General features: G+C 66.0%; 13 protein-coding genes. 6 read left to right on the top strand and 7 right to left on the bottom strand.

Annotated features, from left to right (window positions below):
• Positions 1–44 precede the first annotated feature (44 nt).
• A complete protein-coding gene (locus BJD12_RS05730) occupies positions 45–1046 on the bottom strand; it encodes a KpsF/GutQ family sugar-phosphate isomerase (RefSeq protein ID WP_005993233.1) in 1002 nt (333 codons plus the stop codon).
• 53 nt (positions 1047–1099) lie between these two features.
• On the opposite strand from BJD12_RS05730, the gene BJD12_RS05725 reads away from it, so the two are divergent.
• From BJD12_RS05725 to BJD12_RS05715, 3 genes are all read left to right on the top strand, one after another.
• Positions 1100–1327, top strand: a complete 228-nt coding sequence (locus BJD12_RS05725; RefSeq protein ID WP_042828101.1) for a BolA family protein — start codon at positions 1100–1102, stop codon at positions 1325–1327.
• A gap of 258 nt (positions 1328–1585) precedes the next feature.
• A complete protein-coding gene (gene murA, locus BJD12_RS05720; RefSeq protein ID WP_005993238.1) occupies positions 1586–2860 on the top strand; it encodes a UDP-N-acetylglucosamine 1-carboxyvinyltransferase in 1275 nt (424 codons plus the stop codon).
• Positions 2857–3180 carry a hypothetical protein gene (locus BJD12_RS05715; protein WP_005993240.1) on the top strand — a complete coding sequence of 108 codons (324 nt, stop codon included), beginning with the start codon at positions 2857–2859 and terminating at the stop codon, positions 3178–3180. The genes murA and BJD12_RS05715 overlap by 4 nt, the downstream gene beginning before the upstream one ends.
• 990 nt (positions 3181–4170) lie before the next feature.
• Here the strand turns inward: BJD12_RS05715 and BJD12_RS05700 are convergent.
• From BJD12_RS05700 to purM, 6 genes are all read right to left on the bottom strand, one after another.
• On the bottom strand, positions 4171–4854 hold the full coding sequence (locus BJD12_RS05700) for a DUF3108 domain-containing protein (protein ID WP_005993242.1): 684 nt from the start codon (positions 4852–4854) through the stop codon (positions 4171–4173).
• Positions 4855–4856: 2 nt separating this feature from the next.
• Positions 4857–5687 (bottom strand): DUF3108 domain-containing protein, encoded by an 831-nt coding sequence (locus tag BJD12_RS05695; protein WP_039421323.1) that lies wholly within the window; start codon positions 5685–5687, stop codon positions 4857–4859.
• 65 nt (positions 5688–5752) lie between these two features.
• Complete coding sequence (gene purN, locus BJD12_RS05690; RefSeq protein WP_005993246.1) at positions 5753–6421, bottom strand: phosphoribosylglycinamide formyltransferase; 669 nt, start codon at positions 6419–6421, stop codon at positions 5753–5755.
• On the bottom strand, positions 6408–7025 hold the full coding sequence (locus BJD12_RS05685; protein ID WP_039421342.1) for a DUF2238 domain-containing protein: 618 nt from the start codon (positions 7023–7025) through the stop codon (positions 6408–6410). Before BJD12_RS05685 ends, purN begins: the two co-directional genes overlap by 14 nt.
• A gap of 22 nt (positions 7026–7047) precedes the next feature.
• Positions 7048–7506 carry a hypothetical protein gene (locus BJD12_RS05680; protein ID WP_005993250.1) on the bottom strand — a complete coding sequence of 153 codons (459 nt, stop codon included), beginning with the start codon at positions 7504–7506 and terminating at the stop codon, positions 7048–7050.
• A gap of 15 nt (positions 7507–7521) precedes the next feature.
• Positions 7522–8655, bottom strand: a complete 1134-nt coding sequence (purM, locus tag BJD12_RS05675; protein ID WP_172797279.1) for a phosphoribosylformylglycinamidine cyclo-ligase — start codon at positions 8653–8655, stop codon at positions 7522–7524.
• A gap of 22 nt (positions 8656–8677) precedes the next feature.
• On the opposite strand from purM, the gene BJD12_RS05670 reads away from it, so the two are divergent.
• Genes BJD12_RS05670 through hda form a run of 3 tightly spaced genes read left to right on the top strand, consistent with a single transcriptional unit; the run spans position 8678 to position 11654 of the window.
• Positions 8678–9790: a DUF2066 domain-containing protein gene (locus tag BJD12_RS05670; RefSeq protein WP_039421315.1), complete on the top strand. Its 1113-nt coding sequence runs from the start codon at positions 8678–8680 to the stop codon at positions 9788–9790.
• A complete protein-coding gene (locus BJD12_RS05665; protein WP_005993256.1) occupies positions 9787–10956 on the top strand; it encodes an AI-2E family transporter in 1170 nt (389 codons plus the stop codon). Before BJD12_RS05670 ends, BJD12_RS05665 begins: the two co-directional genes overlap by 4 nt.
• Complete coding sequence (gene hda, locus BJD12_RS05660; protein ID WP_005993258.1) at positions 10953–11654, top strand: DnaA regulatory inactivator Hda; 702 nt, start codon at positions 10953–10955, stop codon at positions 11652–11654. The genes BJD12_RS05665 and hda overlap by 4 nt, the downstream gene beginning before the upstream one ends.
• Positions 11655–11921 lie beyond the last annotated feature (267 nt).

Below are 11921 nucleotides of genomic sequence, written 5' to 3'. Positions count from 1 at the left end.
CAACGAATCGGTAAGAACGGGGGCGCAGTTGAAAACTGAACCTGTTAAACCACCTTGGCGCGCAACAGGTCGTGAATGTTCAACGCCCCGACCGCGCGCTGCTGCGCGTCCACCACGATCAGGCCATTGATCTTGTAGTCCTCCATCAGCCGTGCGGCCTCGGCGGCCAACTGGTCGGCGCCGATGGTGCGCGGGTTGCGCGTCATCACCTCGGCGATGCCGGCGCTGCGCACGTCGATGTCGCTATCCAGCGCGCGGCGCAGGTCGCCATCGGTAAACAGGCCGATCAGTCGGCCATCGTCGTCGACCACTGCGGTCATGCCCAGCCGCTTGCGGCTCATTTCCATCAGCGCCTCGCTCAGGCTTGCGTCCTCACGCACGCGCGGCAGGTCGTCGCCGCCGTGCATGACATCGGTGATGTGCAGCAGCAGGCGCCGGCCCAGGCTGCCGGCCGGGTGGGAACGTGCAAAGTCGTCGGCGGTGAAACCGCGCGCATCCAGCAGTGCCACTGCCAGCGCATCGCCCATCGCCAGTGAGGCAGTGGTGCTGGACGTCGGCGCCAAATGCAACGGGCAGGCCTCCGCAGAGACGCTGACATCCAGGTGGACGTCAGCGGCCTGGGCCAGGCTGGAGCCGGGGCGGCCGGTCATGGCGATGATCGGGTTGCCTTGGCGCTTGAGTACCGGTAGCAGCATGCGCACTTCGTCCGATTCGCCCGAATACGACAGCGCCAGCACGATATCGGCTTCGGTGATCATGCCCAGGTCGCCGTGGCCGGCTTCGCCGGGATGCACGAAGAACGCCGGCGTGCCGGTGGAGGCCAGGGTCGCGGCGATCTTGCGCGCGATATGCCCGGATTTGCCCATGCCGGTGGCGACCACCCGCCCGCGCGACGCCAGCACCAGCCGGCAGGCGGCAGCGAAGTCGCTGCCGATGCGCGCGCCCACGCTGGCGAGGGCTTCACGCTCGATCTCCAGCACGCGCTGTCCGCTGGCGACCAGGCTGGCGTCGCTGACGGTGGCGGAGGGCAGGTGCGAGACGGCCATGCGGGACTCGGGTGAAGAGTAGAATGTGCGCTCATTTTATGAGGAAACGCCCTGTGGACGCCGAAACCATCCGTAAACTCATCGAATCCGGGTTGCCCGAAGCCCGCGTCGACGTGCACGGCGACGACGGTGTGCACTTCGAGGCGACCGTGATCAGCCCCGCATTTGCCGGCAAGGCGCCGCTGGCGCGCCACCGCATGGTCTACGCCACCCTGGGCGAGCTGATGGGCGGAGCGATCCACGCGCTGCAGCTCAAGACCCTGGCACCCGAGGAAGGCTGAGCGCCGCCGCCGCGCTCGCGGCCGGGCGGGCTGGGTCGGGGCAGTGCGCAGGGTGGGAGCGGGAGGCGGTACGCACCTGCATCGCCTCGGCTGGCGTCGTCCAGGTCCACGCAGTGACTGTGTCCAGCGCGTCCCTGGCAGTGCCGTATTCGGCGCCGCTCGTCCCCAGTTCCCGCGCGCGCCGCGTGCAGCACGCTCGATACATCCTTCGCTTCATTCCCCCGACATCCCTTCTACTTTCGGATTTCTCAGATTCCCATGGCAAAAATCGTAGTGACCGGCGGCCAAGCGCTGCATGGCGAAGTGAATATTTCCGGCGCCAAGAACGCAGTGCTGCCGATCCTGTGCGCCACCCTGCTGGCCGATGCGCCGGTGGAAATGAGTAACGTGCCGCACCTGCACGATGTGATCACCACGGTGAAGCTGCTCAGCGAGCTGGGCGCCGAAGTCACTATCGACGAAGGCACCCTGGCCAAGGGCCGCTCGATCCTGGTCGACCCGCGCTCGGTGACCCATCAGGTCGCGCCGTATGAGCTGGTCAAGACCATGCGCGCCTCGATCCTGGTGCTGGGCCCGCTGCTGGCGCGCTACGGCACCGCCGAAGTGTCGCTGCCCGGCGGTTGCGCGATCGGCTCGCGACCGGTGGATCAGCACATCAAGGGCCTGCAGGCGCTGGGTGCGGAGATCAGCGTGGAGAATGGCTACATCAAGGCCACCAGTAATGGGCGTCTGAAGGGCGGCCGTTACGTGTTCGACATGGTCAGCGTTACCGGTACCGAGAACGTACTGATGGCCGCCGTGCTGGCCGACGGCACCACGGTGCTGGAAAACGCGGCGATGGAGCCGGAAGTCACCGACCTGGCCGACTGCCTGATCGCGCTGGGTGCGCAGATCGAAGGTGCCGGCACGCCGCGCATCGTGGTGCAGGGCGTCGAGCGCCTGGGCGGCGGGCACCACGCGGTGCTGCCGGATCGCATCGAGACCGGCACCTTCCTGGTCGCCGCGGCGATGACCGGCGGCAGCGTCACCGTGCGCCGCGCCCGCCCGGACACCCTGGACGCGGTGCTGGACAAGCTCACCGAGGCCGGGGCCACCATCACCACCACCGCCGACAGCATCACGCTGGACATGCACGGCAAGCGCCCGCGCGCGGTCAACCTGACCACTGCGCCGTATCCGGCGTTTCCCACCGACATGCAGGCGCAATTCATGGCGCTCAACTGCGTGGCCGATGGCGTGGGCGTGATCAACGAAACCATCTTCGAAAACCGCTTCATGCACGTCAACGAACTGCTGCGCCTGGGCGCGGACATCCAGGTCGAAGGCCATACCGCCATCGTGCGTGGCGCCGAGCGCCTCAGCGGTGCGCCGGTGATGGCCACCGACCTGCGCGCGTCTGCTTCGCTGATCCTGGCCGGGCTAGTGGCCGACGGCGACACCACCATCGATCGCATCTACCACCTGGACCGTGGCTACGAAAACATCGAGGAGAAGCTGGGGGCGCTGGGCGCGACCATCCGGCGTACCGCATGATCCTGCGCGGCCGCTTCACGACGCGACGCAAGATCCTGCTGGGCGTGATCGTGCTGATCCTGGCGTGGCTGGCCTATGCCTGGAGTGTGGGCATGGCCATCACCCAGGGCGTGGAGTTCAAGGACATGGACTGGAACGGCGACGGCACCACCAGCCGCGACGAGATCGCGCAGTCGTTTTACGCGGTGGCGGTGAAAAAGACCGTCGAGGGCAAGCGCCATTGCGACCTGTTCTATTGGCGCAAGAACGACGCGCAGATCCGCGTGGATTGCCGCACGGTATTTACGACTGGCGATGACAAGGCTGTCGGCAAGCCTTGAGAGGTCGTACGTGGTCTGGCTCCGAGCGGTGGGTGAAGAGCGTCTGAGCTGCAGCTTGGCTGCAGGGCCTTGCCCGCATCATCACGGGACACGCTGCAAGTACGTCTTTGTAAGCTCTTTGGCGGCATCCATGCCGCCAAGGGTCCCGCGACGGTGGGCGGGCAAGGGCCAGTCACGATGGTCGGCGCCCAGGGTTTCGGCACAACCAGCAAACCGCGCGACGCGGTGGTTTCGTTCTTCAACAAAACCACAGACAAACTGTCTGGTGCTGTGAGGGCGCCGCGCCCTCGAGGTCTTCGCGTCTGCTGCAGGGCCCTTGCCCGCGCACCATCGCAGGACACGCTGCAAGTACGTCCATGTAAGCTCCGCGGCGGCATCCATGCCGCTAAGGGTCCCGCGATGGGGGGCGGGCAAGGACCGGTCGCATTAATCGGTGCCCAGGGTTTGGCACGGCAACCAGCAACCCCGAAACCGCGACGCGTTGGTTTCGTTCTTCAGCAAGAGCATCAGCAAACGGTCTGGTGAGGGCACCGCGCCCTCGAGGTCTTGGCGTTTGCTGCTGGGCCCTTGCCCGCCCACCATCGCAGCACACGCTGCAAGTACGTCCATGTAAGCTCCGTGGCGGCATCCATGCCGCCAAGGGTCCCGCGATGGTGGGCGGGCAAGGGCCGGTCGAGTTTGTCGGTGCGCAGGGTTGCAGCACAGCAACCAGCAGCCAGCAAACCGCGCGACGCGGTGGTTTCGTTCTTCAACAAAACCACAGACAAACTGTCTGGTGCGGTGTCCTTGCCGATTGCGGGACCGTTGGCGGCATGGGTGCCGCCAACGACCCTCCACGGATGGATTCACGGCGTGTCCCGCGAGCGGTGAGGGCACCGCGCACTCGTTTCACCAAGCTTTAAACCGCTTTTAGCGACTGTCCACACGCGATGCGTGCGCAGCAGCGCACCTCAGCGTGCTCCTGGGCACGCTCGGTCAGGGACGGATCGCTTAGCGCAGAGACTTGATCGTCAGGTCCAGTGCGTCCTGACCCTTTTCCTTCTGCAGCAAGCGCGCCGGCACCGGGAGATCCTTGACCACCCAGGCGATCAGTTCCTTGTCGCCATCCACGCGCGAGACCTTGGTGGCCTGCTCCTGCTTGCCGTTGACGGTGATGGTTTCCTTGCCGATCACCTTGTAGCTCATCGGCTTGATGCGGCCTTCGTCCACCATGCGGTAGTTCAGCGGCTTGCCGGCGGCCAGGTCGCGGGTGATTGCCAAGTTGATCAGTAACGCGTCCATATCGCCGGGCTGCAACTTGACTGGCCCCCGGCGGTCCGGCTTGATGTCGCCGCCCCAGGTCGCCTGGCTGGTCTTCCAGTCGTAGTTGGCGGTGACGTTGCGGCGCTTAACCATCATCGACGAGGTGTCGTTGCTGCTGACCGGACGCAGCTGGCCGCCGGCTTCTTCGAACACCGTGCTCTGGGTCAGGTTGGCCAACTGGTTCTGGATGGTCAGGGTGTAGCGCCACTGGTTGGCGCCGGCGGACGCCAGGGTCATCGTGCCGTTGGCCTGCATGCCCATGTAATTGGCAGAGTAATCGGCCTGGAACGGCTGCACGGCGAGCGCCGGCAGGCTGGCCACAGCCAGTGCGGCAGCGGCGATCAAGGCGCTAGTGCGGGAGAAGGTTTTCATGGTCAGACTCCTTGGTATTCGACCAGGCGGAGATCGACCTGATCCTCACCTTTGTCACGTTGCAGGATGCGCACCGGGGTCGGAACCCCGTTGGCGATCCAGAGGATGGTTTCGTTGTCGCCGCTGTTGACGCGGTACACGCGCAACGCGTCGTAGCTCAGGTCGCCGACCTGCACCACCTCGGTGGTGTCAGCTGCGCGATAGTCGTATTTGCGTACCCGGCCCACATCGACATAGCGGTAGCTCAGGCTGCGGCCGGGCTGTGCATCGCGCATCAGCGACAAATTCAGCGACAGCGCACTTTGATCGCCGTGCTGCAGCGGAATGGGCTGCTGGCGCTCTTCCTTCAGGTCGCCGTCCCATTGCGCGGTGCCGGCTTGCCAGTTGTAGACGCCGGTGACCTTTTTGCCGAAGAACATCGCCTTGCGCACGGTGCTCTGGCTCAACGGCACGTAGGTGTCGCCATCGACGCGAAACACCGTGCTCTGTTCCAGGTTCAAGCCCAGGATGCTTGCAAAGCCCTTGCGGCCGCGCACCGACATGTCGATCCGCCACTGGCTGCCGTCGCCGTGGCTGACCTGCATGGTGGCATCGCCGGCTTCCTTGCCACGGTAGAACGCCTGGTAGGTCGCCACGAACGGCTCCAGTGGCGGCGGCGTCCAGGTGTTCGCGGGCAGCGCGGCTGTCGTCGCGGACGCAACAGGCGGAGCGGGCGTGGCAGGTGCTTGAGGCGTCGCTGCCGGCGGGGCAGCTGCCTGTTGCGCACGGCTCGGGCTGGCCTGGCAAAGCAGGGCCGTGGTCAACAGCGCGGCGGCGATCGGGATGGCTTTCATGCGCGGGAGCTGAGGCATGGGGCCGCAAGGATGTCCGAGACAGGATGAGGAGGGCGTATCCGCATTCAGGCGAGCGCGGTGTCAGCGGACTCTAGTCGTAGTGGCGTAAACAGGCACTGACCGTCGACATGCACCGCATCGCGGTCTACCCGGAGGCGTCCGCTGGCCAGCAGTGCCAGTGTGGCGAGCAGCAGCGGGTGCTCGCGGGCCAGGACGCGCGCGGCCAATTGCTCGGCGCTGTCGCCGGGAAGCACCGGCACGCGCGCCTGCGCGATCACGCTGCCGGCATCCAGTTCCGGCACCACCAGGTGCACGCTGGCGCCGTGCTCGGTATCGCCGGCCTCCAGCGCGCGCGCATGGGTGTGCAAGCCCCGGTACTTGGGCAGCAGGGACGGGTGGATATTGAGCATGCGGCCGGCGAAGCGGTGCACCAATGGCTCGCCCAGGATGCGCATGTAGCCGGCGCAGATGATCCAGTCCGGCTGCACGGCAGCGAGGGCATCGCCCAGTGCGGCGTCGAAGGCCTTGCGGTCGGCAAAGTCGCGCGGGTTCGCGCTCCAGCGGCGTGCCACGTCCACCTTCTGCAGTGCCGGCGCCTGCGGGCGGTCGGAAAACACTCCGACCACCTCCGCACGCAGCCGCCCACCCGCGATCTCGTCAATGATGGCCTGCAGATTGCTGCCGCGGCCGGAGGCCAGCACGGCCAGGCGCAGGCGCGGGTCAGTCGCGTGCATTGAACAATGTCCTCACCATGGGGTAGGCAGCGAGGCTGCCGAGGGTTGCCAGCAGCATGTCGGTATGCGCGTCCCAGGGGTCGCCCTGCTGGCCGTTGTAGGCTTCGGCGGCCTGTGGCGACAGCAACAGCGCGATGCCCCACTCGAACCACTCGTAGACCAGGCTGACGCACATGATGGTCATCACCGTCAGCGCGAAGGCCTGCCGCAGTGTCAGGCGGGGCCACCGCCGCAACGCCAGTTGCGCAATGGCCGGCGTGAAACACAGCCCGAACAGCAGATGGATCAGCCGGTCGAAATGATTGCGCGTCCAGCCGAACGTGGCGCCGGGCGACCAGTACAGCAGCTGCATGCTCCATTGCTCGTAGGGCACGTTGGAATACAGCCAGCGCGCGCCGATGCAGTGCAATCCGATGAACACGCAGATCGCCACGAACGCGGCGTTCTCCAATGGCCAGCGACGGTCGGCCCACACCAGTGCGATCAACCCGAGCACAGTCAGCGAACTGTGCAAGGCCTGCTCGACCGGCCACAGTGGTGCGATCCAGCTTGCCCCGAACACTGCGATGGTGACGATCAACGCAGCCGGCTTGGCGCGGCTCACGGCCCTGATGATCACGTGGCTCTCAGGCAGCGGTAGCGGCAGGGCCGAACAATGCCTTGACCTGGGGGCGCAACAAGGTGACCAGCGTGAACACGCCGAGCACTGTGCCGAACGGCATGAAGGAGCACGAAATGCCGGCCACGATCAGGCACAGCACATGCCGCCGGCGCTGGGCGATGCAACGGCCGGCATAGGCCATGAAGCCGGCCAGCGTCATGCCGCAGATGATGAGCGCCGCTGCAAACACCACGAAAATCCAGCCGAACATCCGCATCTCGTCCGGCGCCGTTTCGCCGTTGTTGCCGTTCATCGGCAATTGCCCGGTGACGATGGCAAGACCCATGAACAAGTGGATCAGCGGAAACAGCGAAAACAGCCCGGTGATGCCGGCCAGCACGTAATGAAAGATCGACAGCAGCTTGAGGTGCTGCAGGTCGTCGGCGCTGGCCGGCGTCGGCAGGGTGGGAGGGGAAGCGTCCATGCGGGTCTCCTAGGCTTAGCCAATCCGCACGCGTTCGTCGCCGTGCGCGGCGATCACCTGGCCAATGCGCCAATGCGCCAGCGATTGCGCGTCCAATGCCTGCTCCAGCGCGGCGGCCTGCTCGGGCGAGGCGATCAGCACAAAGCCAATGCCGCAGTTGAAGGTGCGCCACATTTCGGCATCGGCCACCGCGCCTTCGCGCTGCAACCAGGCAAACACCGATGGCAAGGTCCAGGCCTTGGCATCGATATCCAGGCCCAGGCCGTCGGGAATCACGCGGATAATGTTTTCGGTGAGCCCGCCGCCGGTGATGTGGGCCATGGCATGGATCGCCTGGCCATGCGACTTGAGCAGGGCAAGCACCGGCTTGACGTACAGCGCGGTCGGCGCCATCAGCGCGTCGATCAGCTTGATGCCATCGTCCAGCACCAGCTCGGCGGGTGCGCCGGCACGTTCGTAGATCTTGCGGATCAGCGAATAGCCGTTGGAATGCGGGCCCGAGGACGCAATGCCGATCAGCAGATCGCCCTCGCGCACCTGCGCGCCGTCCAGCAGCTGCGATTTTTCCACCGCACCCACGGTGAAGCCGGCCAGATCGTATTCGCCAGGCGGGTACATGTCGGGCATTTCGGCGGTTTCGCCACCGATCAACGCACACCCGGACAGCTCGCAGCCGCGCGCGATGCCGCCGACGACGGCCGCTGCGGTATCCACGTCCAGCTTGCCGGTGGCGAAGTAGTCCAGGAAGAACAGCGGCTCGGCGCCCTGTACCAGCACGTCGTTGACGCACATGCCGACCAGGTCGATGCCGATCGTGTCGTGGCGGCCCAGTTGCTGCGCCAGCTTGAGCTTGGTGCCTACTCCGTCGGTACCGGAGACCAACACCGGCTCCTTGTACTTGCCCGACAGGTCGAACAGCGCGCCAAAACCGCCCAGGCCACCCATCACCTCCGGCCGGAAGCTGCGCTTGACCAGCGGCTTGATGCGTTCGACCAGGGCATTGCCGGCATCGATGTCGACACCCGCGTCGCGGTAGGTCATGGGCGAGGGAATGGAAGGCGTTGGGCTGGTCACGGGCGGGGGTGGCTCGGCAGTAAAGGCGGCGATTTTAACAGCCACGTTGGCGCTAGCGCCCCATTCGGGCAACAATTCACCCGGATACGCTTACGCCATGGAACCGTCGATGCGCCGCAGTCTCGCTTTCTTTCTCGCCCTCGTGGTCGCCATGCCTGTGGTTCCGGCCTTTGCGCAGGCCGATCTGCGCACCGAAGGCGACGTCGCCAAGGCGCAAAGCGCCTACGATGCCGAAGTGCCGGTCAACAGCCAGGGCGAATCCGATCGCCCCGGTGCCTTGGCACGCGCGCTGGGCGCGGTGCTGGGCAAGGTCTCCGGCGATCGCTCGGTGATGAGCCGTCCCGGCGTGCCGCAGGCGCTGCGCAATGCGCCCAATTACGTCGAACACTACGACTACCGGCAGGATCAGGGGACATCGCGCACCGGGGCGCCGACCTTCCGCACCACCCTGGTCGCGCGTTTTCGCCAGTCCGATGTGGATGGCCTGATCGCCGCGCTCGGCCTGCCGGTGTGGCCGCTGCCGCGCCCCAAGCCGGTGTTGTGGCTGGCCATCGATGACGGCAGCGGCCCGCGCCTGGTAGGTGTTGCTCAGGCCAATGCTGCACGTAGCGTGCTGGACCGTGCGATCGAGCGCGGCTACCGGCTTGGCCTGCCGGGCGGTGCGGCCGCCGAGCAGGCGCTGGCCGGCGCGATCTGGCGCAAGGACACCGCGGCAGTGTCGCGCGCGTCGGCCAAGTACAGCCCGCCGATGCAGTTGATCGGCAAGCTCTACCGCAATGCAGCCGGCTGGACCGCTGACTGGGTGTTTGTGGACAACGGCAATGCGCTGTCCAGTTGGACCAGCAGCGACGGCGATGCACGCCGCGCGATGGCCGCCGGTGCCGATGGCGCCGCCGATGCCTTGGTCAAGCGCTATGCCAAGCGCGTGGATTCGGGAGTGCCGGGCGTGTACCGCGCCGTGATCACCGGCATTCACAGCGCCGATGATTACCTGCGGGTTGCCGCTGCGCTGCAGGGCGTGTCGGTGGTACGCAGCATCCGCCCGGTCAGCGCCAACGGCGACCGCATGGAAGTGGATCTGGAACTGCTCACGGGCATTTCCGGGCTCAACCGTATGCTCGGCGACAACAGTCCGCTAGTCTCGGTTTCGGTACCGACCGAGGGCCCGATCATTCTCGACAACGAGCACGCCGAGTACCGCCTGAAATGACGTTGACTCCCGAAGCCGAAATCGCTCTATTCCTGCGCCGTCTCAAATGGACGGCGGTGATTGTTGGCGTGTTGTGGGTGGTCTCGCTGCTGGCGCCGATCCTGACCCCGTTCGTGCTTGCGCTGTTGTTGGCCTGGCTGGGCGACCCGCTGGTGGACCGCATCGAACGTGCCGGACGCTCGCGCAACATGGCAGTGTCGCTGGTGTTCGTGCTGGCGACGCTGCTGTTCGTGTTGGCGCTGATGATTCTGGTGCCGATGATCGAGCGCCAGATCATGACCCTGATCGATGCCTTGCCGCAGATGCGCGCCTGGGCAATCAGTACCGCCATTCCATGGCTGGAAGCCAAGACCGGCGTGGAGCTGATGGGCTGGCTGGACCCGGAGCGATTGATCGACTGGATCCGCAGCCACTGGGAACAGGCCGGCGGCGCCGCGAAGACCTTCTTCGGCTACGTCTCGCGTTCGGGTTTTGCAATGGTGACCTGGGTGATCAACCTGGCGCTGCTGCCGATTCTGGCGTTTTATTTCCTGCGCGACTGGGACCGTCTGGTCGAGCGCGTCGCGGCGGTCATCCCGCGTGCCTACATCGGCACCGTGAGCCGGCTGGCGCTGGAATCCAACGACGTGCTCGGCGGCTTCATCCGCGGCCAGTTCCTGGTGATGCTGGCACTGGGAGCGATCTATGCCACCGGTTTGTCCATCATCGGGCTCAACCTGGGGTTGTTGATCGGCATCATCGCCGGCTTCATCAGCTTCATCCCGTATCTGGGCGCGACCACCGGCATCGTGCTGGCGCTGCTGGCAGCGATCGTGCAGGCACAGGGGCTGGATCTGAAGCTGCTGATCGGCGTGGGTGTGGTGTTCACGGTCGGCCAGTTGCTGGAAAGCTACGTGCTCACTCCGCGTATCGTCGGCGACAAGATCGGCCTGCATCCGGTGGCGGTGATCTTTGCGGTGATGGCCGGCGGCCAGCTGTTCGGCTTCCTCGGCATGCTGCTGGCCTTGCCGGTGGCAGCGGTGGCCAACGTGCTGCTGCGGTATGCGCATGAGCAGTACACGCGCAGCGACCTGTATGCCGGTGAGCGTGCGGGCATCGTGCTGCAGTCCACCACGGCCGAGCGCAGCGTCATCATCGACCCGACCCAAGACGCCAATCGGTCGTGAGCGTGCCGCAGTTGCCATTGGCGTTGCGCGCGCCATCCGATCAGCGTTTCGATAGCTACATCGCCGCGCCCGAGGGCTTGCTTGCGCAATTGCAGGCGCTGGCGGCTGGGCAGGTGAGCGATTGGCTCTATCTTGCCGGGCCTGCCGGCACCGGCAAGACACATCTGGCGCTGGCGGTGTGCGCGGCGGCCGAGCAGGCCGGGCGCGCCACCGCGTATCTGCCGCTGCAGGCGGCAGCCGGCCGCCTGCGCGATGCGCTCGAAGCATTGGAGGGGCGCAGCCTGGTGGCACTGGACGGCGTGGACAGCATTGCCGGGCAGCGCGACGACGAAGTGGCGCTGTTCGATTTCCACAATCGCGCGCGCGCTGCCGGCACCAGCTTGCTCTACACCGCACGGCAGATGCCCGACGGCCTGGCGCTGATACTGCCGGATCTGCGTTCGCGGCTGTCGCAATGCATCCGGATCGGGTTGCCGGTGCCCGACGACGCGGCGCGCGCCGCAGTGCTGCGCGACCGTGCGCAGCGGCGCGGGCTGGCGCTGGACGATGCGGCAATCGACTGGCTGCTGACGCACAGCGAGCGCGAACTTGCCACCTTGGTTGCCCTGCTGGAACGTCTGGATCGCGAATCGTTGGCGGCCAAACGCCGTATCACGGTGCCGTTCCTGCGTCGCGTGCTTGAGGATCGCGGGGCGTAAAGCGGCTGATCGGCTGCTTTTTTGCAGGGCCCGTGCCCGCCCACCGTTGTGGGAGACGCGGCAAGTCCGTTCCTGTAAGCGCTGACGCGACCTCTATGCGTCCGGTCCCGGCACATTAGCCGAGCAAGGGCTAGTCGAAATGGTCGGCGCGTGGTTGCGAGCACTGCACGCGGTGCGGCCTGTCGATCACGTGCGGTCTGGTCAGCTCCTTTCGTCCCAGCGATGTCATTGCGAGTTCTGACATCACTTCATCCTTCGTCGAGGGCA

This window comes from Xanthomonas vesicatoria ATCC 35937, from assembly GCF_001908725.1.
Lineage (GTDB): Bacteria > Pseudomonadota > Gammaproteobacteria > Xanthomonadales > Xanthomonadaceae > Xanthomonas > Xanthomonas vesicatoria.
The sequence above is the reverse complement of the archived record's forward strand: the minus strand, read 5'-3'. Positions and strand labels throughout refer to the sequence as shown.

Excerpts from the sequence above, each read along its gene's own strand:
- BJD12_RS05730 (WP_005993233.1), bottom strand. The coding sequence starts at position 1,046 with ATGGCCGTCTCGCACCTGCCCTCCGCCACCGTCAGCGACGCCAGCCTG.
- murA (WP_005993238.1), top strand. The coding sequence starts at position 1,586 with ATGGCAAAAATCGTAGTGACCGGCGGCCAAGCGCTGCATGGCGAAGTG.
- BJD12_RS05715 (WP_005993240.1), top strand. The coding sequence starts at position 2,857 with ATGATCCTGCGCGGCCGCTTCACGACGCGACGCAAGATCCTGCTGGGC.
- BJD12_RS05700 (WP_005993242.1), bottom strand. The coding sequence starts at position 4,854 with ATGAAAACCTTCTCCCGCACTAGCGCCTTGATCGCCGCTGCCGCACTG.
- BJD12_RS05695 (WP_039421323.1), bottom strand. The coding sequence starts at position 5,687 with ATGAAAGCCATCCCGATCGCCGCCGCGCTGTTGACCACGGCCCTGCTT.
- purN (WP_005993246.1), bottom strand. The coding sequence starts at position 6,421 with ATGCACGCGACTGACCCGCGCCTGCGCCTGGCCGTGCTGGCCTCCGGC.
- BJD12_RS05680 (WP_005993250.1), bottom strand. The coding sequence starts at position 7,506 with ATGGACGCTTCCCCTCCCACCCTGCCGACGCCGGCCAGCGCCGACGAC.
- BJD12_RS05670 (WP_039421315.1), top strand. The coding sequence starts at position 8,678 with ATGGAACCGTCGATGCGCCGCAGTCTCGCTTTCTTTCTCGCCCTCGTG.
- BJD12_RS05665 (WP_005993256.1), top strand. The coding sequence starts at position 9,787 with ATGACGTTGACTCCCGAAGCCGAAATCGCTCTATTCCTGCGCCGTCTC.